Annotated in this window: 24 protein-coding genes; all 24 read right to left on the bottom strand. The window is 67.2% G+C overall.

The window, feature by feature from the left end:
- Positions 1 to 37 precede the first annotated feature (37 nt).
- The 24 genes from hisD to ABL843_RS06250 all read right to left on the bottom strand — a co-directional run bounded on the left by hisD (position 38) and on the right by ABL843_RS06250 (position 25,902).
- Positions 38 to 1,360, bottom strand: a complete 1,323-nt coding sequence (gene hisD, locus ABL843_RS06365) for a histidinol dehydrogenase (RefSeq protein ID WP_418119331.1) — start codon at positions 1,358 to 1,360, stop codon at positions 38 to 40.
- Between the two features lie 13 nt (positions 1,361 to 1,373).
- Positions 1,374 to 2,015 carry an ATP phosphoribosyltransferase gene (gene hisG / locus ABL843_RS06360; protein ID WP_418119330.1) on the bottom strand — a complete coding sequence of 214 codons (642 nt, stop codon included), beginning with the start codon at positions 2,013 to 2,015 and terminating at the stop codon, positions 1,374 to 1,376.
- 28 nt (positions 2,016 to 2,043) lie between these two features.
- Positions 2,044 to 3,336 carry a UDP-N-acetylglucosamine 1-carboxyvinyltransferase gene (gene murA, locus ABL843_RS06355; protein ID WP_184635101.1) on the bottom strand — a complete coding sequence of 431 codons (1,293 nt, stop codon included), beginning with the start codon at positions 3,334 to 3,336 and terminating at the stop codon, positions 2,044 to 2,046.
- A 42-nt stretch (positions 3,337 to 3,378) separates the two neighbouring features.
- Positions 3,379 to 3,621 (bottom strand): BolA family protein, encoded by a 243-nt coding sequence (locus tag ABL843_RS06350; protein WP_019654412.1) that lies wholly within the window; start codon positions 3,619 to 3,621, stop codon positions 3,379 to 3,381.
- A 21-nt stretch (positions 3,622 to 3,642) separates the two neighbouring features.
- Complete coding sequence (locus tag ABL843_RS06345) at positions 3,643 to 4,398, bottom strand: ABC transporter permease (RefSeq protein ID WP_418120442.1); 756 nt, start codon at positions 4,396 to 4,398, stop codon at positions 3,643 to 3,645.
- A gap of 5 nt (positions 4,399 to 4,403) precedes the next feature.
- Complete coding sequence (locus tag ABL843_RS06340) at positions 4,404 to 5,351, bottom strand: ABC transporter ATP-binding protein (protein WP_126023000.1); 948 nt, start codon at positions 5,349 to 5,351, stop codon at positions 4,404 to 4,406.
- A gap of 86 nt (positions 5,352 to 5,437) precedes the next feature.
- Positions 5,438 to 5,713, bottom strand: coding sequence for an STAS domain-containing protein (locus ABL843_RS06335; protein WP_126022999.1), 276 nt, complete (start codon positions 5,711 to 5,713; stop codon positions 5,438 to 5,440).
- A 16-nt stretch (positions 5,714 to 5,729) separates the two neighbouring features.
- Positions 5,730 to 6,386: an MlaC/ttg2D family ABC transporter substrate-binding protein gene (locus tag ABL843_RS06330; RefSeq protein ID WP_126022998.1), complete on the bottom strand. Its 657-nt coding sequence runs from the start codon at positions 6,384 to 6,386 to the stop codon at positions 5,730 to 5,732.
- 158 nt (positions 6,387 to 6,544) lie between these two features.
- Positions 6,545 to 7,279 (bottom strand): VacJ family lipoprotein, encoded by a 735-nt coding sequence (locus ABL843_RS06325; protein WP_206169519.1) that lies wholly within the window; start codon positions 7,277 to 7,279, stop codon positions 6,545 to 6,547.
- Positions 7,280 to 7,305: 26 nt separating this feature from the next.
- Positions 7,306 to 7,794: an outer membrane lipid asymmetry maintenance protein MlaD gene (gene mlaD, locus ABL843_RS06320; RefSeq protein WP_019654418.1), complete on the bottom strand. Its 489-nt coding sequence runs from the start codon at positions 7,792 to 7,794 to the stop codon at positions 7,306 to 7,308.
- A gap of 135 nt (positions 7,795 to 7,929) precedes the next feature.
- Complete coding sequence (gene mlaE / locus ABL843_RS06315) at positions 7,930 to 8,712, bottom strand: lipid asymmetry maintenance ABC transporter permease subunit MlaE (protein WP_184635095.1); 783 nt, start codon at positions 8,710 to 8,712, stop codon at positions 7,930 to 7,932.
- 82 nt (positions 8,713 to 8,794) lie between these two features.
- Entirely contained in the window at positions 8,795 to 9,625 is an 831-nt protein-coding gene (locus ABL843_RS06310) for an ABC transporter ATP-binding protein (RefSeq protein ID WP_418119329.1), read from the bottom strand.
- A gap of 171 nt (positions 9,626 to 9,796) precedes the next feature.
- Positions 9,797 to 11,275, bottom strand: a complete 1,479-nt coding sequence (locus ABL843_RS06305; RefSeq protein WP_126022994.1) for a glutamate synthase subunit beta — start codon at positions 11,273 to 11,275, stop codon at positions 9,797 to 9,799.
- Between the two features lie 38 nt (positions 11,276 to 11,313).
- Complete coding sequence (locus ABL843_RS06300) at positions 11,314 to 16,080, bottom strand: glutamate synthase-related protein (RefSeq protein ID WP_418119328.1); 4,767 nt, start codon at positions 16,078 to 16,080, stop codon at positions 11,314 to 11,316.
- Positions 16,081 to 16,265: 185 nt separating this feature from the next.
- On the bottom strand, positions 16,266 to 16,961 hold the full coding sequence (locus ABL843_RS06295; protein ID WP_418119327.1) for a transposase: 696 nt from the start codon (positions 16,959 to 16,961) through the stop codon (positions 16,266 to 16,268).
- A gap of 27 nt (positions 16,962 to 16,988) precedes the next feature.
- Positions 16,989 to 17,867: a class I SAM-dependent methyltransferase gene (locus ABL843_RS06290; RefSeq protein ID WP_418119326.1), complete on the bottom strand. Its 879-nt coding sequence runs from the start codon at positions 17,865 to 17,867 to the stop codon at positions 16,989 to 16,991.
- A complete protein-coding gene (locus ABL843_RS06285; RefSeq protein WP_418119325.1) occupies positions 17,864 to 18,439 on the bottom strand; it encodes a DUF1415 domain-containing protein in 576 nt (191 codons plus the stop codon). The genes ABL843_RS06290 and ABL843_RS06285 overlap by 4 nt, the downstream gene beginning before the upstream one ends.
- Entirely contained in the window at positions 18,436 to 19,698 is a 1,263-nt protein-coding gene (locus tag ABL843_RS06280) for a CynX/NimT family MFS transporter (RefSeq protein WP_418119324.1), read from the bottom strand. Before ABL843_RS06280 ends, ABL843_RS06285 begins: the two co-directional genes overlap by 4 nt.
- Entirely contained in the window at positions 19,695 to 20,825 is a 1,131-nt protein-coding gene (locus tag ABL843_RS06275; RefSeq protein ID WP_418119323.1) for a deoxyguanosinetriphosphate triphosphohydrolase, read from the bottom strand. The genes ABL843_RS06280 and ABL843_RS06275 overlap by 4 nt, the downstream gene beginning before the upstream one ends.
- The gene (aroB, locus tag ABL843_RS06270; protein WP_418119322.1) at positions 20,822 to 21,934 is read right to left on the bottom strand and encodes a 3-dehydroquinate synthase; all 1,113 of its coding nucleotides are present in this window, start codon (positions 21,932 to 21,934) and stop codon (positions 20,822 to 20,824) included. The genes ABL843_RS06275 and aroB overlap by 4 nt, the downstream gene beginning before the upstream one ends.
- Before the next feature lie 35 nt (positions 21,935 to 21,969).
- The gene (locus tag ABL843_RS06265) at positions 21,970 to 22,518 is read right to left on the bottom strand and encodes a shikimate kinase (protein ID WP_369659452.1); all 549 of its coding nucleotides are present in this window, start codon (positions 22,516 to 22,518) and stop codon (positions 21,970 to 21,972) included.
- Positions 22,519 to 22,541: 23 nt separating this feature from the next.
- Entirely contained in the window at positions 22,542 to 24,692 is a 2,151-nt protein-coding gene (pilQ, locus tag ABL843_RS06260; RefSeq protein WP_126022985.1) for a type IV pilus secretin PilQ, read from the bottom strand.
- On the bottom strand, positions 24,689 to 25,228 hold the full coding sequence (locus ABL843_RS06255; protein WP_126022984.1) for a pilus assembly protein PilP: 540 nt from the start codon (positions 25,226 to 25,228) through the stop codon (positions 24,689 to 24,691). Before ABL843_RS06255 ends, pilQ begins: the two co-directional genes overlap by 4 nt.
- Positions 25,225 to 25,902 carry a type 4a pilus biogenesis protein PilO gene (locus ABL843_RS06250; protein ID WP_184635075.1) on the bottom strand — a complete coding sequence of 226 codons (678 nt, stop codon included), beginning with the start codon at positions 25,900 to 25,902 and terminating at the stop codon, positions 25,225 to 25,227. Before ABL843_RS06250 ends, ABL843_RS06255 begins: the two co-directional genes overlap by 4 nt.
- Between the last annotated feature and the right edge of the window lie 4 nt (positions 25,903 to 25,906).

Here is a 25,906-nt window from a genome sequence, read left to right as displayed (position 1 = left end):
AGGCGTTCTCCCCCCGCATGCGGGTTGTTGTTGGAATTCAGATCTTACGCAGCCGCATCCGCGCGGCCTCGGCGTGCGCCTGCAGGCCTTCGCCCTCGGCCAGCGTCACGGCGATGGGGCCCAGCACCTGGGCGCCGGCCTCGCTGACCTCGATCAGGCTGGAGCGCTTCTGGAAGTCGTACACGCCCAGCGGGCTCGAGAAGCGCGCCGTGCCGCTGGTGGGCAGCACATGGTTCGGCCCCGCGCAGTAGTCGCCCAGGCTCTCGCTGGTGAAGGCGCCCAGGAAGATCGCGCCGGCGTGGCGCAGCAGCGGCTCCCAGCGGCTCGGCTCGCTGCTGCTCACCTCCAGGTGCTCGGGGGCGATGCGGTTGCTGATCTCGCAGGCCTCTTCCATGCTTTTCGTGTGGATCAGCGCGCCGCGGCCGTTGAGCGAGGCGGCGATGATCTCCGCGCGCGGCATCGTGGGCAGCAGGCGGTCGATCTCGGCCTGCACGCGGTCGATGTAGGCCGCGTCGGGGCACAGCAGGATGCTCTGGGCCAGTTCGTCGTGCTCGGCCTGGCTGAACAGGTCCATCGCCACCCACTCGGGCGGCGTGGTGCCGTCGGCCAGCACCAGGATCTCGCTGGGGCCGGCAATCATGTCGATGCCCACCGTGCCGAACACGCGGCGCTTGGCGGCGGCGACGTAGGCGTTGCCGGGGCCGGTGATCTTGTCGACGGCGGGGATGGTGGCGGTGCCGTAGGCCAGCGCGGCCACGGCCTGGGCGCCGCCGACGGTGAAGCCGCGCGTCACGCCGGCCACGTAGGCAGCGGCGAGCACGAGCTGGTTCTTCTCGCCCTTCGGGGTCGGCACGACCATGATGATCTCGCCCACGCCCGCGACATGCGCCGGAATCGCGTTCATCAGCACGCTCGACGGATAGGCCGCCTTGCCGCCCGGCACGTAGATGCCCACGCGGTCCAGCGGCGTTACCTTCTGGCCCAGCAGCGTGCCATCGGCATCGCGGTAGCTCCAGCTTTCGCCGCTGGCCTTCTTCTGCGCCTCGTGATAGCTGCGCACACGGCGCGCGGCGGCTTCGAGCGCATCACGCTGCGCGGCGGGCAGCGACTCGAAGGCGGCTTTGAGCTCGGCCTGCGTCAGCTCAAGCTCGGGCAACGCCTTCGCGTCGAGCTTGTCGAAGCGGTTCGTGTACTCGAGCACCGCCTCGTCGCCGCGTTTCTGCACGTCGGCGAGGATGTCCGCCACCACCTTCTCGATGGCCGCGTCGGCGTCCGCCGACCAATGCAGCCGCGCCTTGAATTCAGCGTCGAAGCTGGCTGAAGTCGTGGACAGGCGGAGGGGGGCTGCTTTCGAGGTCATGAGGCGGGAGGTTTCAGGCGGAAGGAATGGCGGAAGCGAAGGCGTCGATGATGTGGCGCATCGGCTCGCGCTTGAGCTTCAGCGCGGCCTGGTTGACGACGAGGCGCGCGCTGATGTCCATGATGCGCTCCACCTCGACGAGGTGATTGGCCTTGAGCGTGTTGCCGGTGGAGACCAGGTCGACGATGGCGTCGGCCAAGCCGGTGAGCGGCGCCAGCTCCATGCTGCCGTAGAGCTTGATCAGGTCGACGTGCACGCCCTTGCTCGCGAAGAAGTCGCGCGCCAGGCCCACGTACTTGGTGGCCACGCGCAGGCGCGAGCCCTGCTTCACGGCCGAGGCGTAGTCGTAGTCGGCGCGCACGGCCACGCTCAGGCGGCAGGCGGCGATGCGCAGGTCCAGCGGCTGGTACAGGCCCTGGTTGCCGTGCTCGAGCAAGACGTCGAGGCCGGTCACGCCGAGGTCGGCGCCGCCGTACTGCACGTAGGTGGGCACGTCGGAGGCGCGCACCAGCACCACGCGCACGTCGGGGCGGGTGGTTCCGAGGATGAGCTTGCGCGACTTCTCGGGGTCTTCGGTGACCTCGATGCCGGCGGCGGCCAGCAGGGGCATCGTCTCCTCGAAGATGCGGCCTTTGGACAGAGCAAGCGTGATCACGATTGCGACTCCTGTGATGCGAAGGTGATCATGCGGCTGCGGCTCCGGTCAGTCGTTCGATGTCGGCGCCGAGGCCGCGCAGTTTGGCTTCCATGCGGTCGTAGCCCCGGTCGAGGTGGTAGATGCGGTCGACCAGCGTCTCGCCCTCGGCCACGAGGCCGGCGATGACGAGGCTGGCGGACGCGCGAAGGTCGGTGGCCATCACGGTGGCGCCCGAGAGCTGCTGTACGCCCTCGACCATCGCCACCTTGCCTTCGACGTGGATGTGGGCGCCCAGGCGCACCATCTCGTTCACGTGCATGAAGCGGTTCTCGAAGATGGTCTCGGTGACCATCGAGGCGCCGCGCGCGATCACGTTCAGGGCCATGAACTGGGCCTGCATGTCGGTCGGGAAGCCCGGGTATTCGGTGGTGCTGAAGCTCTGCGCCTTCAGGTGCTCGTACGCCGGCCCCCTGGACGCGATGCGCACGCCGTCCTTCTCGGACTTGACGGTGCAGCCGGCGTCGCGCAGCTTGTCGATCACGGCGTCGAGGTGGTCGCCACGCGCGTGGCGCAGGAAGGCCTCGCCACCCGTGGCCGCAACGGCGCACATGAAGGTGCCGGCCTCGATGCGGTCGGCCACCACGGCGTGCTCGCAGCCGTGCAGCTTCTCGACGCCCTGGATGCGGATGTGGCTGGTGCCGTGGCCTTCGATCTTCGCGCCCATGCGGATCAGCATCTCTGCCAGGTCGACGATCTCGGGCTCCTGCGCGGCGTTCTCCAGCAGCGTCTCGCCCTCGGCCAGCGCGGCGGCCATGAGGAAGTTCTCGGTGCCGGTGACGGTGACCATGTCGGTCAGGATGCGCGCGCCCTTCAGCCGCGTGCGCCCCGCCGGCAGGCGCGCGACCATGTAGCCGTGGTCGACCACGATCTCGGCGCCCATGGCCTGCAGGCCCTTGATGTGCTGGTCGACCGGCCGCGAGCCGATGGCGCAGCCGCCCGGCAGCGACACCTTGGCATGGCCGAAGCGCGCCAGCAGCGGGCCCAGGGCCAGTACCGAGGCGCGCATGGTCTTGACCAGCTCGTAGGGCGCTTCCGGCCTGGTGAGTTCGGCCGCGTTGAGTTGCACGGTGCCGTTGTCATCGCGCTCGGCCGAAACACCCATGTTGCGTACCAGCTTGAGCATGGTCGACACGTCCTGCAGGCGCGGCACGTTGTGCAGCACCACGGGCTCGTCGGTCAGCAGGGCCGCGCACAGCTCGGGCAGCGCTGCGTTCTTGGCGCCGGAAATGAGTACTTCGCCGCGGAGCTCTCGCCCGCCGCGAATCAGAAGTTTGTCCATCGAAGTTCCAGCGAAATCAGGAGGCCGCCAGGGGCCGGGGAGTCATTTTTCCACCGCCGCCCATTCGGCCGGCGTGTATGTCTTCATCGAAAGCGCATGCACCTCGTCGGTGTGCATTTTCGCACCCAGGGTGGCGTAGACCCGCTGGTGGCGCTGGATCGAGCGCTTGCCCTCGAATTCGGCCGAGACGATGGTCGCGTACCAATGTCGGCCATCGCCCTCCAGCGAGATGTGCTCGCACGGCAGGTGGGCGGTGATGATGGCTTGGAGCTGGTCAGCGGTCATGGGGATCGTGGAAGGAGGCGTTCAGCCTCTGATTTTGTAGCCGATGCGAAGCAAGTGGATGGCGATAGCGCTCACCACAAGCCATGCGGTGCCGACGATGCCGAGGCTGAGCCAGGGCGAGGCGTCGCTCACACCGAAGAAGCCATAGCGGAAGCCGTCGATCATGTAGAAGAACGGGTTCAGGTGGCTGACGTTCTGCCAGAACGGCGGCAGCGAGCCGATCGAATAGAACACGCCCGACAGGAAGGTCATGGGCATGATCAGGAAATTCTGGAACACCGCCATCTGGTCGAACTTCTCGGCCCAGAGCCCGGCGATGAGCCCCAGCGTGCCCAGCATGGCCGAGCCCAGCAGCGCGAACACCAGGATCCACACCGGCGCAACGAAGCTCGGCTGTGCGAACAGCACCGTCACCACGAACACGCCCAGCCCCACCGCCAGCCCGCGGATGACCGACGAGCCCACGTAGGCGAAGAACCAGCCCCAGTGCGAAAGAGGAGTGAGCAGCACGAAGACCAGGTTGCCCATGATCTTGCTCTGGATGATCGAGGACGAGCTGTTGGCGAAGGCGTTCTGCAGCACGCTCATCATCACCAGGCCCGGAACGAGGAAGGCGGTGTAGCCGACCGTGCCGTAGACCTTCACGTGGTCTTCGAGTACGTGGCCGAACACCATCAGGTACAGCAGCGCGGTGAGCACCGGCGCGCCCACGGTCTGGAAGCCGACCTTCCAGAAGCGCAGCGTCTCCTTGTAGAGCAGCGCGCGCCAACCCGTCACGGCCATCATCGCGCCACCTCCAGCGGAGTCTGCTCGCCGGCCATCAGGTCGATGAACACGTCTTCCAGGTCGGCCTTGCGCATTTCCACGTCTTCCACCGTGACGCCGGCTTCGCGAATGGCGGCCAGCAGTTGTTCGACTTCATGGGCGTTCTGCGCCGGCAGCTGCACGATGCGCCCGGTGATGCGCGCGTGCTGGGCGATGGCCCAGGGCAGCATGGCGTCGGTCTTGAATCGCAGCACGTTGCTCGCTGCCGATTTCAGCAGCTCGCTGGTGCGGTCGAGCGCGATCACCTTGCCCAGCTTGAGCATCGCGATGCGGCTGCACAGCGCCTCGGCCTCTTCGAGGTAATGGGTAGTGAGCAGCACGGTGCTGCCCTGCTTGTTGAGCCTGGCGACGAACTGCCACAGCGTCTGGCGCAGTTCGACGTCGACGCCGGCGGTGGGCTCGTCGAGCACGATCACCGGCGGCTTGTGCACCAGCGCCTGCGCCACGAGCACGCGGCGCTTCATGCCGCCGGAGAGCTGGCGCATGTTGGCCGTGGCCTTGTCGGCCAGGCCCAGGCTCTGCAGCAGCTCGTCGATCCAGGCTTCGTTGTTGGTGATGCCGAAGTAGCCCGACTGGATGCGCAGCGACTCGCGCACGTTGAAGAAGGGGTCGAACACCAGCTCCTGTGGCACGATGCCGAGCTGGCGGCGCGCCTGCGCGTACTCGCGCTGCACGTCGAATCCGTGGACGCTGATGGCACCCGCCGTAGGCCGCGAAAGGCCCGCGAGCATGCTGATCAGGGTGGTCTTTCCCGCGCCGTTCGGGCCGAGCAGGCCGAAGAACTCGCCCTCCTCGATCTGGAAGCTGACCTCGTCGACCGCCTTGAGCCCCGGCTTGCCCTGGGCCTTCTGCTGTCTGGAGGGGGGATAGGTCTTGGAGACCGACTGGAATGAGATCGCGGGCATGGGAGCCCGCGATTTTAAGGTGCCGCTTTACAAGCTGCCGGGCAGCGGCCCGATACCCTCATGCGGCCCCGGCCGGGTCCGACGGGTCAGGGCGCGGCGGGCAAAAGTCCGGCAATGCCGTAGAGGGCAGCCAGTTCGCGCAGCCGGGGCGAGAGCCCCTTGACGGAGAAACCGCGCCCCAGCGCACTCGATTCGCGCCGGCATTCGAGCAGCACGGCCAGCGCCGATGAATCGAACTGGGTCAGCGCCGTCGCGTCGACCACGGTGGACGACGAGTCGGTCTGGCCCTTGAGCCCCTGCTGCAGCATGCGCATGCAGGCGGGGGCTTCGTCATGGGTCAGTCGGGCGGGCAGGACCAGCATGTCGCGCGGCTCCGGCTCAGCTCTTGCCGTTGCCCTTGTTGCGCGCGGCCAGCGCAGTAATCAGGCCGTCGATGCCGCTCTTGTTGATTTCCTGCGCGAACTGGGTGCGGTAGGTATCGACCAGCCAGACGCCCAGCACGTTCAGGTTGTAGACCTTCCAGCCGGCGCCCTGGCCGGGGGTCTTCTCGAGGCGGTAGTCGAGCTGGACCGGATCGCCGCGGCCGCGGACCTCGGTGCGCACCAGCACGTCCTTGTCGTCGGGCGAGCCGCGGAACGGGCGTACGGTGACGGTCTGGTCGGTCACCTGGTCGAGCGCACCGGCATAGGTGCGGACCAGCAGGGCCTTGAACTCGTCCTGCAGGCGCTTCTGCTGCTCGGGGGTGGCGGTACGCCAGGCCGGGCCGACGGCAGAGGCGGTCATGCGCTGGAAGTTGACGTTCGGCATGATCTTGCTGTCGACCAGCACCATGATCTTGTTGACGTCGCCCGACTTGATGGACGAGTCGGCCTTGATCGTCTCGAGCACGTCGGTCGACAGGCGCTTGACCAGTGCGTCGGGCGCCTCGTCGGCGGCACGGGCGGGCTGGACGAAGGCGACGGCGGCACTGAACAGCAGTGCGCCGGCCAGAGCCAGGCGACCGAGATCGCGACGTTGCAGGGTCTTGTTGTTCATGGAGAGTCCCTCATTCAAGTTTGAAAATCCGCAGGCACCCGGAAAACCGGCTGCTGAGACAGGAACGGATTCGAGCCCCACGGGGCCGACGGGGTTCCTGTCCGGGAGGTGAAGCCTTGCAACCGGATGCAAGCGGGCGGCCCTCCCTTGCGTTGTCTTTATTTGTCGGCGCCCTTGTCCATGCCGCCGCCATCGTCGGGCGGGTTGCCGTCGTAGACCTGGCTGCGGCGGCGCTGCAAGTACGCATCGCGCGTGAACGAATACTTGTCGAGCGCCGCGTCGCCAAGCAGGCGGCTCGCGCGCAGGTACTGCGAGCGCGTGTCGACGACGCGCAGCACCGTCAGCGAATTGCGCCAGGGGATGTCCTCCACGTAGCCCAGCGGGTCGCCCCACATGTCGAGCGGCTTGGCGGCGGTGTCGCGCAGCGTGGAGGAGCCCAGCAGCGGCAGCACCACGTACGGGCCGGAGCCAACGCCCCAGTAGCCCAGGGTCTGGCCGAAGTCTTCCTCGTGGCGCGGGAGTCGCGCTTCGGTCGCCACGTCCAGTACACCGCCGAGGCCGAAGATGGTGTTGACGTTCAGCCGCATGAAGGTCTCGGCACTGTTCTGCAGCTTGAGCTGGGCCACGTTGTTGACCAGGTTCCAGACGTCACCGATGTTGTTGAAGAAGTTGTTCACGCCGGTGCGCACCATGGAGGGCAGCGCGTTCTGGTAGGCCGTGGCCGCGGGCACCAGCACGGCATCGTCGACGGCGTCGTTGAAGCGCGAGACACCCCGGTTGAACGGCTCGAGGGGATCGGCGGGGTTGGCGTTGGGGCCGGTCGCACAACCGGCGGCCAGGGCAAGTACCGCGCCGGCGCCAATCCAGCGGGTCCGGCTTGCTACGCTATTCATAGCAAAAAACAAAGAAGATCGTGTTTTCATTTCTTATTGGCTGTTCCAGGCGTGGAATTTCCCTCCGCCGCCTTGCTGTACAGGAACTGGCTGATCAGGTTTTCCAGCACCACGGCCGATTGGGTCGCGGTGATGGTGTCGCCGGCTTGCAAGTTCTTGTCCTCGGCGCCCGCCTCGATTCCGATGTACTGCTCGCCGAGCAAGCCACTGGTCAGGATCTTGAGCGAGCTGTCCTTGGGAAAACTGTAACGGTTTTGCAAAGCCAGAGTGACGTCTGCCTGAAAGGTCTTGTCGTTGAAGGAGATGGATTCCACACGGCCGACCACCACGCCCGCGCTCTTCACCGCCGTCTGCGGCTTCAGGCCGCCGATGTTGTCGAAGCGCGCCGTGACCGAATAGGTCTTCTGGAAGTTCAGGCTCAGCAGGTTGGCCGACTGCAGCGCGAGGAACAGCAGCGCAGCAGCGCCGATCAGGACGAACAGGCCGACCCAGATGTCGTTGTTGGAACGTTGCATATCGACTCTTCCTAAATTCCAGCGGTTTGGCTCATTCGGGGAACACCGCAGAACCGGCTTGGCCGGGCTGCAGGTGTTGCCCCCTGCAAGGGGGTTGGCGGCCACACGAAGTGGGCAAGCCTGGGGGTGTGCCGGTCATATGCTGAACATCATGGCGGTCAACAAGAAGTCGAGGCCCAGGACGGCCAGCGACGCCGTCACCACCGTGCGCGTGGTCGCGCGCGATACGCCCTCGGGCGTGGGCTGGGCCTCGTAGCCCTGCAGCAGCGCGATGAAGGTCACGGTGAAGCCGAAGACGATGCTCTTGATGACGCCGTTGCCGACGTCGCGCCACACGTCGACGCCGCCCTGCATCTGGGCCCAGAACGCGCCGGGGTCCACGCCCAGCATCAGCACGCCCACCACGTAGCCGCCCATGATGCCAATGGCGCTGAACACCGCCGCCAGCAGCGGCATGGTGATGACGCCGGCCCAGAAGCGCGGCGCGAGCACGCGCTGCACGGGGTCTATCGCCATCATCTCCATGGCGCTCAGTTGTTCGTCGGCCTTCATGAGGCCGATCTCGGCCGTCAGCGAGGTGCCGGCACGGCCGGTGAACAGCAGCGCCGCCACCACGGGACCGAGCTCGCGCACCAGGCTCAGCGCGACCAGCAGGCCCAGCGCCTCGGAAGACCCGTAGCGCTGCAGCGCGTAGTACATCTGCAGCCCGAGCACGAAGCCCACGAACAGGCCCGACACGCCGATGATGGCCAGCGAGTAGTTGCCCAGGAAATGGATCTGGTCGCGCACCAGGCCGAAGCGGCGCAGGATCTGCGCGCCCGGACCGACAAGGCGCATGAAGAGCTTCGCGCCGTAGCCGAGGTTGGCCAGATGGCTGCGCGTGGCAAAGCCGGCATCGGATGGCTTCCACCAGGTCATGTTTGCCCCCACGTTCGGCACTTCGTGTCCTCACTGCCCCCCGAGGGGGCCTTCGCTTGCTCGGGGCGGCCCAGCGCGGCGCTCATGAGCGCCCTCCTTCGACATTGCCGAAGTCGTCCTCGATGCTGACGCCCGGGTAATGGAAATGAACCGGTCCGTCGGGCAGCGCATTCACGAACTGATGGACCAGCGGATCGGCGCTCTCGCGCACCTCGGACGGCGTGCCCTGCGCGGCGATGCCGCCGTTGGCCAGGATGATCACGTGGTCGGCGATGCGGAAGGTTTCTTCCAGGTCGTGCGACACGATGATGCTGGTGAGCCCCAGCGCGTCGTTGAGCTGGCGGATGAGGCGCGCGGCCGTGCCCAGAGAGATCGGGTCGAGTCCGGCGAAGGGCTCGTCGTACATCACGAGGTCGGGGTCGAGCGCGATGGCCCGTGCCAGCGCCACGCGCCGCGCCATGCCGCCCGACACCTCGCTGGGCATCAGGTCGCGCGCGCCGCGCAGGCCGACCGCGTCGAGCTTCATGAGCACCACGTCGCGCACCAGCGCTTCGGAAAGTTGCGTGTGCTCGCGCAGCGGGAACGCCACGTTGTCGAACACGCTCATGTCGGTGAAGAGCGCGCCGAACTGGAACAGCATGCCCATGCGCCGGCGTGCGGCGTAGAGGGCGCTCGCATCCATCCTGCCGACATCATTGCCGTCGAAGAGCACCTCGCCGCGCTGCGCCTTCTGCTGCCCGCCGATCAGGCGCAGCACGGTGGTCTTGCCGCCACCCGAGGCGCCCATCAGCGCCGTCACCTTGCCGCGCGGTACGGCGAACGAGACGCCGTCGAGGATGGTGCGCGCACCATAGCCGAACTTGACGTCGCGAAACTCTACGAAGGGATGTGGCAGCGGTGTGGCGGTGTCCATCTCAATAAAAAAGCCGGGGCGCTTTTCCAAGCATCCCGGCATGCGGTTTGACGCGGATGATAACGGGGCCGTGGCCGGCCCCGCGAAACTGAAACAAAATTCAGCGCGGCGGCCGTCAGACCCTCGTCAGGAACCCGTGGACAAAGGCCCCTGGCGCCGCAAACCCTCTCCTCAGCGAGGCAGGTCGCTGAAGCCCATCAGGAACTCGTCCACCGAACGCGCGGCCTGGCGGCCTTCGCGGATCGCCCACACCACCAGCGACTGTCCGCGGCGGATGTCGCCGGCCGCAAAGACCTTCGGAACGTTGGTGGCATAGCCGCCGACGAAGTCGACCGTCGCCCGGGCGTTGCCGCGCGCATCCTTCTCCACGCCGAAGGCGTCGAGCACCGAGGCCACGGGGCTCACGAAACCCATGGCGAGCAGCACCAGGTCGGCCTTGAGCACCTGCTCGCTGCCGGCCACTTCCTGCATCTTGCCGTCCTTCCATTCGACGCGAACGGTCTTCAGGCCGGTGACCTTGCCCTTTTCGCCGATGAACTCCTTGGTGGAGATCGCGAACTCGCGCTCGCAGCCCTCTTCGTGGCTGGAGCTGGTGCGCAGCTTGATCGGCCAGTACGGCCAGGTCAGCGGACGGTTCTCTTCCTCGGGCGGCTGCGGCATCAGCTCGAACTGCGTGACGCTCACCGCGCCATGGCGGTTGCTGGTACCCACGCAGTCGGAGCCGGTGTCGCCGCCGCCGATGACGATCACGTGCTTGCCGTCGGCGCGCAGCTGGCCCTTGACCTTGTCGCCCGCGTTGACGCGGTTCTGCTGCGGCAGGAACTCCATCGCGAAGTGGATGCCGTCGAGGTCGCGGCCGGGCACGGGCAGGTCGCGCGACTGCTCCGCGCCGCCGGTCAGCAGCACGGCATCGAACTCTTTCTGCAGTTGCTCGGGCGTGACGGTTTCCTTGGCCAGGTTGGTGACCTTGGAGCCCTTGCCCAGCGGATCCTTCGCGGCACCGACGATCACGCCAGTGCGGAACACCACGCCTTCGGCCTTCATCTGCTCGACGCGGCGATCGATGTGCGACTTCTCCATCTTGAAGTCGGGAATGCCGTAGCGCAGCAGGCCGCCGACGCGGTCGTTCTTCTCGAAGAGCGTCACGTCGTGGCCGGCGCGTGCCAGCTGCTGGGCCGCCGCCATGCCGGCCGGGCCGGAGCCCACCACCGCCACCTTCTTGCCGGTCTTGTGCTTGGCGACGCGCGGCGCCACCCAGCCTTCGTCCCAGGCGCGGTCGATGATGGCGTGCTCCAGCGACTTGATGCCGACCGCGTCGTCGTTCACGTTGAGCACGCAGGCCGCCTCGCAGGGCGCGGGGCAGATGCGGCCGGTGAACTCGGGGAAGTTGTTGGTCGAGTCGAGCACCGCGAAGGCGTTCTGCCAGTCGTTGCGGTACACCAGGTCATTGAAGTCCGGAATGATGTTGTTGACCGGGCAGCCGCTGTTGCAGAACGGCGTGCCGCAGTCCATGCAGCGCGCGCCCTGCACCTTGGCCTGGTCGTTGCTCAGGCCGACGACGAATTCCTTGTAGTGCTTGACGCGCTCCTCGACGGGCTTGTAGCCCTCCTCGATGCGCTCATGCTCCATGAAGCCGGTGATCTTTCCCATCGTGCTTTCCTTTGTTCTCTGTACTTACTCGCGGGCACTCAGACCGAAGCCGGGGCCGACTGCGGCGCGGGGGCTGCCAGCGCGTGCGGCTCCAGGCCGATGTGCGCGTTGTTGCCGCTGCTCGTGAGCTCGACCTTGCGGTCGTGCAGCTCGGCGAGCGCGCGCTTGTATTCGTTCGGGAACACCTTCACGAACTTGGTGCGCGCCACGGACCAGTTGTCGAGCAGTTCGCGCGCGCGCTTGCTGCCGGTCCAGCGGTGGTGCTCCTCGAGCAGCTTCTTCAGCTGGGCCTCGTCGGTCTCGCCGCCGTGCCAGATCTTGCGGTGCACGCTGGCGGTCTGCTCGGCCGAGGTCAGCACCTTCTCCAGCGAGACCATCGACAGGTTGCAGCGCGATGCGAACTGGCCGTCCTCGTCGTAGACGAAGGCGACGCCGCCGCTCATGCCGGCGGCGAAGTTGCGGCCGGTCTTGCCGAGCACCGCCACCGTGCCGCCCGTCATGTATTCGCAGCCGTGGTCGCCGGTGCCTTCGATGACCGCCGTGGCGCCCGACAGGCGCACCGCGAAGCGCTCGCCGGCCACGCCGCACAGGTAGGCCTCGCCGGTGGTCGCGCCGTACAGCGCGGTGTTGCCGACGATGGTGTTGCGCGCTGCCTCACCGCGGAAGTCGAGGCTGGGGCGCACCACCACGCGGCCGCCCGAGAGGCCCTTGCCGGTGTAGTCGTTGGCGTCGCCGATCAGGTACAGCGTGATGCCGCGCGCCAGGAAGGCGCCGAACGACTGGCCGCCCGTGCCTTCGAGCTGGATGCGGATCGAGTCGTCGGGCAGGCCCTGCGGATGCACCTTGGTCAGCGCGCCCGAGAGCATCGCGCCCACAGAGCGGTTGACGTTGCGCGCCACCTCGATGAACTGCACCTTCTCGCCCTTGTCGATGGCGGGACGCGACTTCTCGATGAGCTTGACGTCCAGCGCCTTGTCCAGGCCATGGTCCTGGTTCTCGACGTGGAAGCGCGGCACGTCGGCCGGCACGTTCGGCAGCGCGAACAGGCGGCTGAAATCGAGGCCGGCGGCCTTCCAGTGCTCGATGCCCTTGCGCATGTCGAGCAGGTCGGCGCGGCCGATCAGGTCGTCGAACTTGCGGATGCCGAGCTGGGCCATGATCTGGCGCACTTCTTCCGCGACGAAGAAGAAGTAGTTGACGACGTGCTCGGGCTTGCCCGAGAACTTCTTGCGCAGCACGGGGTCCTGCGTGGCCACGCCCACCGGGCAGGTGTTCAGGTGGCACTTGCGCATCATGATGCAGCCCTCGACCACCAGCGGCGCCGTGGCGAAGCCGAACTCGTCGGCGCCCAGCAGCGCGCCGATGGCGACGTCGCGGCCGGTCTTCATCTGGCCGTCGGCCTGCACGCGGATGCGGCTGCGCAGGCGGTTGAGCACCAGCGTCTGCTGCGTCTCGGCCAGGCCGATTTCCCACGGGCTGCCCGCGTGCTTGATCGACGACCAGGGCGAGGCGCCCGTGCCGCCGTCATGGCCGGCGATCACGACGTGGTCGCTCTTGCACTTGGCGACGCCTGCAGCGATGGTGCCCACGCCGATCTCGCTCACCAGCTTCACGCTGATGCTGGCGTGCGGCGCGGTGTTCTTCAGGTCGTGGATGAGCTGCGCCAAGTCTTCGATCGAGTAGATGTCGTGGTGCGGCGGCGGGCTGATGAGGCCCACGCCCGGCACGGCATAGCGCTGCTTGCCGATGTACTGCGTGACCTTGCCGCCCGGCAGCTGGCCGCCTTCGCCCGGCTTGGCGCCCTGCGCCATCTTGATCTGGATCTGGTCGGCCGAGTGCAGGTATTCGGCCGTGACGCCGAAGCGGCCGGACGCGACCTGCTTGATGCGCGAGCGCAGCGAGTCGCCGTCCTTCAGCGGCAGGTCGACCTCGACGTTCTCGGCGCCCACGATGCTGCGCAGCGTGTCGCCCTGCTTGATCGGGATGCCCTTGAGCTCGTTGCGGTAGCGCGCGGGGTCTTCACCGCCCTCGCCCGTGTTGCTCTTGCCGCCGATGCGGTTCATGGCCACGGCCAGCACCGAGTGCGCCTCGGTGCTGATGGAGCCCAGCGACATCGCGCCGGTGGCGAAGCGCTTGACGATCTCGGCCGCGGGCTCGACCTCGTCGACCGGAATGGCCTTGGCCGGGTCGATCCTGAACTCGAACAGGCCGCGCAGCGTGAGGTGGCGGCGGTTCTGGTCGTTGATGAGCTGAGCGTATTCCTTGTACGTGTTCCAGTTGTTGGAGCGCGTGCTGTGCTGCAGCTTGGCAATGGCGTCGGGCGTCCACATGTGCTCCTCGCCGCGCGTGCGCCAGGCGTATTCGCCGCCGGCGTCGAGCATGTTGGCGAGCACCGGGTCGTTGCCGAAGGCAGCCTTGTGCATGCGGATGGCTTCCTCGGCGATCTCGAAGACGCCGATGCCTTCCACACGGCTGGCGGTGCCGGTGAAGTATTTGTTCACCGTCTCGCTGTTCAGGCCGATGGCTTCGAACAGCTGCGCGCCGCAGTAGCTCATGTAGGTGCTGACACCCATCTTCGACATGATCTTCGACAGACCCTTGCCGATGGCCTTGACGTAGTTGTAGACCGCCTTCTCGGCGCTCAGCTCGCCCGGCAGGTCGGCGTGCATCGCCACCAGCGTCTCCATGGCGAGGTAGGGGTGCACGGCTTCCGCGCCGTAGCCCGCCAGCACGCCGAAGTGATGCACCTCGCGCGCCGAGCCGGTCTCGACCACCAAGCCGGCGGTGGTGCGCAGGCCCTCGCGCACCAGGTACTGGTGCACGGCCGACAGCGCCAGCACGGCGGGAATCGCCACCTGCGTGGGGCTCACGCCGCGGTCGCTCACGATCAGGATGTTGTTGCCGCCCTTGATGGCGTCCACGGCCTCGGCGCACAGCGACGCCAGCTTGGCTTCGACGCCCTCGTCGCCCCACGCGAGCGGATAGGTGATGTCGAGCACGTAGCTCTTGAACTTGCCCTGCGTGTACTTGCCGATGTCGCGCAGCTTCGCCATGTCGGCGAAGTCGAGGATCGGCTGGCTCACTTCGAGCCGCATCGGCGGGTTGACCTGGTTGATGTCCAGCAGGTTCGGCTTGGGGCCGATGAAGGACACCAGCGACATCACGATGGCTTCGCGGATCGGGTCGATCGGCGGGTTCGTGACCTGCGCGAACAGCTGCTTGAAGTAGTTGTACAGCGGCTTGTTCTTGCTCGAGAGCACGGCCAGCGGGCTGTCGTTGCCCATGGAGCCGATGCCCTCTTCGCCGGCCTGCGCCATCGGGCTCATCAGGAACTTGATGTCTTCCTGCGTGTAGCCGAAGGCCTGCTGGCGGTCGAGCAGCGGCACCTGCGACAGCGGCGCCTTGACCGCCTCGGCGGCCTCCGCCTTCACGCTGTCGAGCTTGATGCGCAGGTTTTCGATCCACTGCTTGTAGGGCTTGCTGTTGGCGAGGTTGGCCTTGACCTCCTCGTCGTCGATCAGGCGGCCCTGTTCCAGGTCGATCAGGAACATCTTGCCGGGCTGCAGGCGCCACTTGCGCACGATCTTCTGCTCGGGCACGGGCAGCACGCCCGATTCGGAGGCCATGATGACCAGGTCGTCGTCGGTCACGCAGTAGCGCGAGGGGCGCAGGCCGTTGCGGTCGAGCGTCGCGCCGATCTGGCGGCCGTCGGTGAACACGATGGAGGCCGGGCCGTCCCAAGGCTCGAGCATGGCGGCGTGGTACTCATAGAACGCGCGGCGGCGCGGGTCCATGGTGGCGTGCTGTTCCCAGGGCTCGGGAATCATCATCATCACGGCCTGGCTGATGGGGTAGCCGGCCATCGTCAGCAGCTCGAGGCAGTTGTCGAAGGTGGCGGTGTCGGACTGGCCGGCGAAGCTGATCGGGTAGAGCTTCTGCAGGTCGGCGCCCAGCACGGGGGAAGACATCACGCCTTCGCGCGCCTTCATCCAGTTGTAGTTGCCCTTGACCGTATTGATTTCGCCGTTGTGGGCGACATAGCGGTACGGGTGGGCCAGCGGCCACTCGGGGAAGGTGTTGGTCGAGAAGCGCTGGTGCACCAGGCCCAGGGCCGAGACGCAGCGCTTGTCCTGCAGGTCGAGGTAGTAGGTACCGACCTGGTCGGCCAGCAGCAGGCCCTTGTAGACCACGGTGCGGCTCGACATGCTGGGAACGTAGTATTCCTTGCTGTGCTTGAGCTTCAGGCGCTGGATGTTGGCGCTGGCTGTCTTGCGGATCACGTAGAGCTTGCGTTCCAGCGCGTCCTGCACGATCACGTCGTTGCCGCGGCCGATGAAGACCTGGCGCAGCAGCGGTTCCTTTTCGCGCACGGTGGGCGACATGGGCATGTCGCGGTTGACCGGCACGTCGCGCCAGCCCAGCAGCACCTGGCCTTCGGCCTTGATGGCGCGTTCCATTTCCTGCTCGCAGGCTTCGCGGGAGGCGTGTTCCTTCGGCAGGAAGATCATGCCGACGCCGTATTCGCCAGGCGGGGGCAGCGTGACGCCCTGCTTCGCCATTTCCTCGCGGTAGAGATGGTCGGGCAGCTGGATCAGGATGCCGGCGCCGTCGCCCATCAGCTTGTCAGCGCCCACTGCGCCGCGATGGTCGAGGTTCTCGAGGATCTTCAGGCCCTGCAGCACGATGGCGTGGCTTTTCTCGCCCTTGATGTGTGCAACGAAGCCGACGCCGCAGGCGTCGTGCTCGTCGGCAGCGGAATAAAGACCGTGTTCTTGGAGATGCTTGATCTCGGCAGCCGTCGTCATGGCGCGCTCCTTCAGTTTTCGCAGGGAATCGGAGCATATTGCGTTGCACAAAGAATGCCAAACACTTTAATAGGGGTCAGATTCCATTTAAATGTTGAGTTTTTCGATAGGAATTAAATTAGGGACATATCCAAAACAGGAGCAAAAAAGCCAACCCATGCAATGGATCGAGCAGGCTTTTCAGGTCAGGATCGAGGCGTCGAAGGCGGTCGCCCGGCCTTGGCCTTGACCACGCGGCGATCGGTGGACTTGCGCAGGCTGTCGAGAAAATCCTCGTCGCCGGCCGCCCAGCCCCGCAGGGTGGCTTCGGTCAGCGCGCTCTGGTCGGCCGCGCGCACGCCGGCACGCACCAACTCGACATACGCGGCCTCCCGCGCGAACGGTGTGTTGCCAAGCTGCCAGTACAGCGGATGCGGCGTCAGCAGCTTGTCGTGCCGCAGGCCGGCGTAGTGAGCGTGACTGGACCACGGAAAGTCGCGCGCGTCGGTCACCATGCCCGCCCGCACCGGGTTGAGGTCGATGTAGGCCATGCAGGTCAGCAGGTAGCGCTCGGTCTGGATCAGCGTCGACCTGTAGCGCCCTTCCCAGAGTGTGCCGCTGCGGCCGTGGCGGTCGTTGAAGTAGCGCACATAGGCGCGGCCGACCGACTGCATGAACTGCGGCAGCCCGGTGGCGCTCGCGGGCGTGGCCAGCAGGTGGAAGTGGTTGTCCATCAGCACGTAGGCGTGCATCGCGATGCCGAAGCGCGTGGCGCTTTCGGCCAGCAGGGCAAGCAGCTTCTCGTGGTCTGCGCGGTCAATGAAGATCGGCTGGCGGTTGTTGCCGCGCTGGATCACGTGGTGCGGCACGTCGGCCAGCGTGAGACGGGGAAGACGGGCCATGGAGCCAGGCGGCCTGCGAGCCGGCGTTCAGGCGAGGCTGAAGCGCGTGTCGCCCAGCCTGTCGAGCCCGAACTGCGCCAGCAGCTCGCGTAGCCGCGCGGCCGCGCTCGCCTTTCGCTGCCCGGTGTACCGCGCCAGGATCAGCTCGTTCTTCATGCTGTGCTCCCAGCCGACCAGTTCGGTCACGGTAACGCTGTAGCCGTTGGCTTCCAGGTACAGGCAGCGCAGCACGTTGGTGAGCTGGCTGCCGATCTCGCGCGTGTGCAGCGGATGGCGCCACAGCTCGGCCAGCGGCGTGCGCGAGAGCGCCAGCGCCTTGGTCTCGCGCAGGCAGGCGGCCACCTCGGCCTGGCAGCAGGGCACCAGCACCATGCAGCGCGCCTTCTTGGCCAGGCCGAAGGCGATGGCGTCGTCGGTGGCGGTGTCGCAGGCATGCAGCGCCGTGACCACGTCGATCTGCGCCGGCAGCTCGCCCGACTGCGCGGACTCGGCCACCGTGAGGTTCAGGAACGACATGCGCCCGAAGCCCAGGCGCTTGGCCAGCTCGCGCGAGCGCTCGACCAGCTCGCCGCGCGTCTCGATGCCGTAGACATGCCCCCCGCCTGATCGCGCCCGGAAGAACAGGTCGTAGATGATGAAGCCCAGGTACGATTTGCCCGCCCCGTGGTCGGCCAGCGTGGCGCCTGCACCCTCTTCCGGCAGCTCGCGCAGCAGCTGCTCGATGAACTGGAACAGGTGGTAGACCTGCTTGAGCTTGCGCCGCGAGTCCTGGTTGAGCCGGCCCTCGCGGGTCAGGATGTGAAGCTCCTTGAGCAGCTCGACCGACTGGCCGGGGCGCAGAACCTCGGCCAGCTCGGCATCGGCCTTGGCGGCCTTGTTCGTCTTGGGTGCGGTCTTCGTGTTCATGGCTTGGCACTCCCCGGCCCGACGTCCAGCTCGGCCCAGCCCTGCGCGCCCAGTGCCTCGAGCGTGTCGATGTTGCGCTCGAAGATCGCCTCGGCTTCCGGAAAGGCTTCCACCGCGCGGCTCACGCTGTCCTCGCGCAGAAGATGCAGCGTGGGATACGGCGCGCGATTGGTCGCGTTGCCGATGTCGTCGGCCTCGGTGCCGGCGAACTGGAACTGCGGATGAAAGCTCGCCAGCTGCAGCACGCCGTCGAATCCCTCACGGGCGAACCGGCGTTCGGCGCGCGCCGTGAAGTCGTTGAAATCCAGGAAGTCGGGCAAGGCGTTCGGTGCAATCAGAAGGGTTGTGTCGCGCACGGCGGCGTCGAGCGCCAAGAGTTCCCGGGCCTGGGCCAGCAGTGCATCCATCAGGTCGGCGTCCTCGACGGGCTCGTACACCGCGTAGTGGATCTGCCCTTTCACGTGCACGGCCTTCGCGAAGGGGCACAGGTTGAGGCCGATCACAGCGCGCTCCAGCCAGCGCCGCGTATCGGCTTCGGCCTGGGGGGCTGCGATTGTCGCCGGGAGCGTCATGCCATCTCCGCGGCGGGGCGAATGCGCCCCAGTCGCCGTGCGATCGCCATGCCGACCAGCGAGCAGGCCAGCGTGGCCGTCCAGGTCCAGTGCCAGCCGCCGACGCGATGCGCCAGCCAGGCCACCGCTGGCGGCGCCAGGAACTGGCCCAGCGAGGAAGCCTGCTGCATCAGCCCGACGGTCGTCGACACGGTGGACGGCCCGGGCGCGAGCCGCACGCCCAGCAGGAACAGCGTGGCCGGCACCATGCCGCCGCCCAGCGAGAAGGCGCACACGGCGATATAGCGCAGCACAGGCGGAAGGCCCAACGCGTCGGCGCCCTGCCCCATCTGCGCGAAGGCGGCCACGCCGCCCAGCGCCATCGTCAGGAAGCCGAGCTGCAGCAGCCTCTCGGGCGCCACGCCGCGCTGCAGCCAGCGCCCGCCGGCGACGTTGCCGACGATGTTCATCGCCGCCGCGAGCGCGGTGAGCACCGCATTCCACGCGGCCGGCACGCCGGCGCCCGCGTAGATGGCAGGCAGGAAGCCGATCACCGCCATCCATTGCGACGAATACACGGCAAAGGTCAGCGCGACCAGCCAGGGTGCGCGCGCACCGACGGTGGCGCGCAACCGCGACATCCATCCGCCCGAAGCCGGGCCTGCCGCGGCCGGCCGGAGCCGGTCGGCGGGCACCACGATCCAGAGCCAGAGCGCCGCTCCGGCCGACACGGCCGACAGCGCCCACCACCAGTCCACCCAGCCGCCCCAGGCGATCAGGGCCGGACCGAGCAACAGCGCGAGCGCCACGCCCAGCGGCATGTAGGCGCCCCACAGGCCCAGCGCCGCCTTGTCGGCGCCCGGCGGCGTCAGCGCACGGATCAGCCCCGGCCCCGGCATCACCGCCAGCAGGAAGCCGACGCCCTCCACGGCGCGAAGCACCAGCAGCCATTGCACGGCATGCGCACCGCCGCCGCCCAGTCCGGTGCCGGCCGCACCGCCGAGCAGGCTGGCGACCGTCAGCACGATCAGCCCAGCCAGCATGCTGCGTCGCAGGCCGATGGTGTCCGCCGCGAGGCCGACCAGCAGCCCCAGCGTCATGCTCGCGACCTGCACCAGCGAGAGCAGGAATCCCGCCTCGACCAGATCGATGCCCAGCGACGCCTGTAGCGCCGGCACCGCGGGCGGCAGCTTGCCGAGGTGCAAGGCTGCGCTGACACCGCCCAGCAGGACGGCCAGCGCGGCAGCGGGAATGCGGGGGCGCCCGGCCTGGCCGCTCATGCGATGCCCCGACGGCCGGTCAGCCGCTCATGCTCGCGCACGGCGAAGCGGTCGGTCATGCCGGCGATGTAGTCGGCCACGGCGCGATGCCTGTCCTGCCGCTCGGCATAGGACGCCGGCATCTCGGAGCCGCGCTCCAGATACGCCTCGAACAGTTCCCGCATCACCTGCCGCGCCTGATCGGTGGTCTGGGTGACCTGGGGATGGCGGTAGAGGTTGCGGAAGAGAAAGCGCTTCAGGTCTTCCGACTGGGCCTGCATCATCTCGCTGAACGAAACGACCGGCGGGGCCTTGCGCACAGCGTCGGAATCGCCCGGCGCGAGCGCTTCGAGCGCAGCGCGGGTCGCGTCGATCACGTCGTAGACCTGCGCGCTCAGCATGCGGCGGATGGTTTCGTAGAGCACGCGACGGCCCCGCAGCTGCGGATGCTCGGCCAGTGCCTCGCGGCGATGGCGCTCGAACAGTTCCACGTCGGACAGCTGCTCGACGGTGATGAGCCCCGAACGGACGCCGTCGTCGATGTCGTGGGCGTTGTAGGCGATGGCATCGGCCAGGTTGCACAGCTGGGCTTCCAGCCCCGGCTGGGTGCGGTCGAGGAAACGCCGGGCGACGCCATTGGGCTCCGCCGCCTCCAGTCGCTCGGCGTTCGCGCGCGAGCAGTGCTTGAGGATGCCCTCGCGGGTCTCGAAGCTCAGGTTCAGGCCGTCATATTGCGGATAGCGATGCTCCAGCGCATCGACCACGCGCAGGCTCTGCAGGTTGTGCTCGAACCCCCCGTGCCCGGCCATGCAGTCGTTGAGCGCGTCCTGCCCGGCGTGGCCGAAGGGCGTGTGGCCCAGGTCGTGCGCCAGGGCGATCGCCTCGACCAGGTCCTCGTTGATGCGCAGCGCCCGCGCGATCGACCGCCCCAGCTGGGCCACTTCGAGCGAATGCGTGAGCCGGGTGCGAAACAGGTCGCCCTCGTGGTTCAGGAACACCTGCGTCTTGTAGACCAGCCGGCGGAAGGCGGTGGAATGCACGATCCGGTCGCGGTCGCGCTGGAAGGCATCGCGCGTGGGCGCGGGCGGCTCCGCATGCCGACGGCCGCGCGAGCGCGCGGGCAGGCAGGCGTAGGCCGCGAGGCTCATCGCGGCGCGCAGCTCTGGGCGAGCACTTCGCGCACGAGCGCGTAGGGCGCGCTGCGGACCACCGCGGAGCCGGGGCGGTCGATCACCACGAAGCGGATCTCGCCGGCCTCCGACTTCTTGTCGACGCGCATCAGCTCCAGGTAGCGGTCGGCGCCCAGCGCGGGCCCGACGGTCGGCAGGCCGGCCCGCTCGATCAGCCGGGTGAGCCGCTCGACGAAGGCGGCATCGACACCGCCGAGCCGCTGCGACAGCCGTGCCGCCATCACCATGCCGCAGCCCACCGCCTCGCCGTGCAGCCATTCGCCATAGCCGAGGCCCGATTCGATCGCGTGGCCGAAGGTGTGGCCGAAGTTGAGGATCGCCCGCAGCCCGGTCTCGCGCTCGTCCTGGCCGACCACCAGCGCCTTGATCTCGCAGCTGCGCTTGACGGCATGGGCCAGCGCCGCCGGCTCCCGCGCGACGAGGGCGTCGATGTTCGCCTCGATCCAGTCGAGGAAGGCCATGTCGTGGATCGGCCCGTACTTGATGACTTCGGCCAGGCCGGCGCTGAGTTCGCGCGGGGGCAAAGTCTGGAGCGTCGCCAGGTCGCAGACCACAAGCTGCGGCTGGTAGAACGCGCCGATCATGTTCTTGCCGAGCGGATGGTTGATGGCGGTCTTGCCGCCCACGGAGGAGTCGACCTGCGCCAGCAGCGTGGTCGGCACCTGCACGAAAGGCACGCCGCGCATGTAGCTGGCGGCCGCGAAGCCCGTCATGTCGCCCACCACGCCGCCGCCCAGGGCGAACAGCACGGTCTTGCGGTCGCTGCCGCGGCCGAGGAGCTCGTCGAAGATCAGGTTCAGCGTCTGCAGATTCTTGTATGCCTCGCCGTCGGGCAACTCGAGCAGGTGAACCGCCCGGAACCGGCCCGCCAGGGCGGATTGCAGCGCCCTGGCATAGAGCGGCGCCACCGTGGTGTTGCTGACGATCAGGGCCGCGGCCGAGGCGGGCGTGGCATCGAAGCTCCGCGGGTCGTCCAGCAGGCCGGCGCCGATCAGGATCGGATAGTTGCGGTCGCCGAGCTGGATGTCGACGCGTTCTGGCGGGGCGGGGAGTTCGGACAGGGACATGGGCAGCGAGTTTAGGCGCTGCGGCTCGGGCAGGCTCAGGCGGGGGGCTCTTCGGGGTGGGCGCCCGGCTCGACGATGCCGGCCAGTTCGAGCTGCATCACGATGATGTTCACCAGCATCGCGATGGTCGGGCGGCCGGTGTCGACCACGTCGTGGGCGGTTTCCCGGTAGAACGGGTCGCGCGCATCGTGCAGCTCCCGCAGCCGCCCCAGTGGATCGGCCACCTGCAGCAGGGGCCGCTTGACGTCGTGGCGCAGGCGCCGGAACAAGTCTTCGGGGGAGGAGCGCAGGTAGATCACATGGAAGTGATCGCGCAGTTGCTTGCGGTTCGCCTCCCGGAGCACCGCACCGCCGCCGGTGGCCAGAATGCCCTGGGGATTGGCGGCCAGGTCGGCGATCACCGTCTGCTCGAGGTCGCGGAAGGCGATTTCGCCCTCTCGCTCGAAGTAATCACGGATCGAGCAGCCGATGCGCTGCTCGATCACGTGGTCCGTATCTACGAAGGGAAGGTCCAGCCGCATCCCCAGGCGCCGGCCCACTGCGGATTTTCCGGCGCCGGGCAAGCCGACGAGTGCGACCGCCACGCGGTGGCTGCTACGCCCGCGCGTCAGCGCGCGGCGTTGCGGTCGGTAATCATCTTCGGGGTGATAAAGACGAGCATTTCAGTCTTGTTGGCAACGCGTTCGCGCTTGCGGAACAGTGCACCCACATAGGGCACTTCACCCAGCACCGGCACGCGCGATTCGTCATTGGTTTCGGTGAGCTCGAAGATACCACCGATGACAACCGTGCCGCCGTTCTCGACCAGCACCTCGGTCTGCACATGCTTGGTGTTGATCGCCGGACCCGCCGAAGTATTCACGCCGCGGGCGTCCTTGCTCACGTCCAGCGTCAGGATGATGTTGCCTTCCGGCGTGATCTGAGGCGTGACTTCGAGCTTCAGCACCGCCTTGCGGAACGAGATCGAGGTGGCGCCGCTGGAAGTGGCCTGCTGGTACGGGATTTCCTCGCCCTGCTCGATCAGTGCCTTGGTCTGGTCGGCCGTGATCACGCGGGGGCTGGACACCAGCTTGCCCTTGCCGTCGGCTTCGAGCGCCGAGATCTCGAGGTTCAGCATCCGCGAGAAGCTCGAGTTGAACAGCGAGATCGCGAAGGTGCCTGCCGCGTTGCCGGTGCCGCCGGCATCGCCTGCGGGAAGGTTGATGAAGTTGGAGTTCGTCCAGGTGGTGGTGGCCGTGCTGGCACCGCCGTTGGTGCCCGCCGTGATGGTGGGCATCGCACCCACATTGGCGAACGCCCGGTTGCCGGCGGACGATGCGAAGCGCTCGCCAGCAATACCGCCCCCAAGTCGTACACCAAGGGACTTGCCGAAGGTGTCCGACGCCTCGACGATACGGGCTTCGATCAGCACTTGGCGAACGGGGACGTCCAGCTTCTGGATCAGCTCGGTCACCTGGGCCAGGCGCGAGGGGATGTCCGAAACGAAGAGCTGGTTGGTACGCGATTCGGCGATGACGCTGCCGCGCGGGCTCAGGATCCGGGTGGTCGTACCGCTGCCGCCGCCACCGCCAGAAGAAGCGCCCGTGCCAGTCAAGCCCTGGGCAATGGCAATCGCCTTGGTGTAGTTGAGCTGGAACGACTGGGTCCGCAGCGGCTCCAGATTCTCGATCGCAGCCTTGGCCTCGAACTCGAGCTTTTCCTTGGCGTTGATCTCATCCTTCGGCGCGATCCACAGCACGCTGCCGTTCTTGCGCATGCCCAGGTTCTTCGCCTGCATGATGATGTCGAGCGCCTGGTCCCACGGCACGTCCTTCAGCCGCAGCGTCAGCGCGCCGGTCACCGAATCCGAGGTCACGATGTTGAAGTTCGTGAAATCGGCGATCACCTGCAGCAGCGAACGGATCTCGATGTTCTGGAAGTTCAGCGACAGCTTCTCGCCGTTGTAGCCCACGCCCTGCGTCAGCTTGGTCGGATCGACCTTGCGGGCACGGACCTCGACCACGAACTGGTTCTCGCTCTGATAGGCACTGTGCTCCCAGTCGCCCTTGGCATCGATCGTCATGCGGACGCGGTCGCCGGCTTGCTGCGAAGTGATGAGCTGGACCGGGGTGCCGAAGTCGGCCACGTCGAGGCGGCGGCGCAGCCCTTCGGGCAGCGTCGACTTGGTGAACTCCACGACAAGGCTCTTGCCCTGCTGCTTGACGTCCACGCCCACCTGGTTGTTCGGCAGATCGACGATGACCCGGCCGGTGCTGTCGGAACCGAGACGGAAATCGACATCCCGCAGGGGCAGCGTGTCGCGATTGCGGTTTTCCGCGAAGGTCGTGGAAGCCGACGCGACAAGCGCCGGGCCAGCCACCGGCTCGAGCGTCACCAGCAGCGACTTGCCCTGGATCTCGGCCTTGTATGCGGTCGCCTGCTTCAGGTTCAGCACCACGCGGCTGCGTTCACCGGCCTGCACCACGTTCACCGAGCGCAGGTTGCCCTGGTTCACCTCGATGGCGGAGCGGCCGATGGCATTCGTGACACCGGGAAAGTCGAGCGCGATACGCGCAGGCGTCTGCACGGCGAATCCGGCAGGAACCGCGGTGAGCGGCTGTGCCAGATCGATGCGGATCACTTCGGAGCCCGACTGCGTCGAGCTCGTCACCGCCTCGATGGCGTTTTGCGCATGAGCCACGGCCAATGCGCCGAAGGCCAGCAGACCCAGGCCGGCAGCGCGCAGCCACTGTGCCATTTTTGATTTCTTTTGGTTCATTTCGCACTCTCTTGCAGCTGCAGCGTCGCGACGCGTTCGATCCATTCACCGGCGGCGTCTTGCACGATTTCACGCAAGGCGATTTCGGTTTCGTTGATACGGGTGATGCGCCCGTAGTTGAGTCCCAGGTATTCGCCGACGCGCACCTTGTAGAGCAGCTTGTCGACGCGCAGCAGCGCCACCGGCTGGCCGTTGCGGTTCATGCTGCCGACCATGGCCATCGAGTCGAGCGGGAAGGCTTCGAGCGCTTCCTTGCGGCGCGCGAGCTCGGGCGCGATCAGCTCCGAGGTGCTCGGCTGATTCGATTCGCGGCGCAGCGCCTGCGTCAGCTTCAGGATGTTGAAAGGCTCGAATGCCGAGGCCTCGGTATAGGCCTGCGGGGTGAACTTCTTGGGCTCGGAAATCGGCGGCACCGAGGGCTTCACCTGGGCACGCTGCTCGGCCATCCAGCGCTGCATGTCTTCCTGGCCCGAATCGCAGGCGCTCAGTGCCGACGCCGCCAGCGTCAGCCACAGTACTTTGGCGGCGATCTTCATTTCTTCGCCTTCGGTGCGGAGGCGCGCTTCTGCGCGGCCCGTTCTTCGTCATCGAGGTAACGATAGGTGCGCGCGGTGGCGTCCATCGTCAGCACGTCCTTGTCCTTCTGCGGGGTGACGGAAATGTTGTTCAGCGTCACGATCCGCGACAGGCCCGCCACGTCGGCAGCGAAAGCACCCATGTCGTGGTACCGGCCGGTCACCCGGACGGCGATCGGGAGCTCGGCGTAGTAGTCCTTGACCGACACCTGCCCCGGACGGAACAGCTCGAACTGAAGGCTGCGGCCAAGGCCTGCCTGGTTGATGTCCGACAGCAGGGCGTCCATTTCGGCCTTGCTGGGCAGCTGCTTCTCGAGCAGGGTCACGTACTGCTGCACCTGCTCGCGCTGCTTCTTGAGCAACTCGAGGTTGGCGGCCTGAGCCACCTTCTTCTGGTAGTCGGCCTTGAGCGTGACTTCCTTGGCGCGCTCGCTTTCGAGCTCGTCGTTCGAATTGGTCAGCCAGACGAACCAGAGGGCGACCAGCACAAGTGCCGTGACCACCAGGCAGAGCGCATAGCGGGGCACCGCCGGCCATGCCGAGGGATCGTTCGGATTGAGTCCGCGGAATTGGTCGCCGAAGCGCTGGAACGCAGCGGCGACGTCGATTTTCTGGGAGGGGCGATTGCTAGCCATGATC

The organism is Variovorax sp. 350MFTsu5.1 (assembly GCF_048302515.1).
GTDB classification, from domain to species: Bacteria; Pseudomonadota; Gammaproteobacteria; order Burkholderiales; family Burkholderiaceae_C; genus Variovorax; species Variovorax guangxiensis.
The sequence above is the reverse complement of the archived record's forward strand: the minus strand, read 5'-3'. Positions and strand labels throughout refer to the sequence as shown.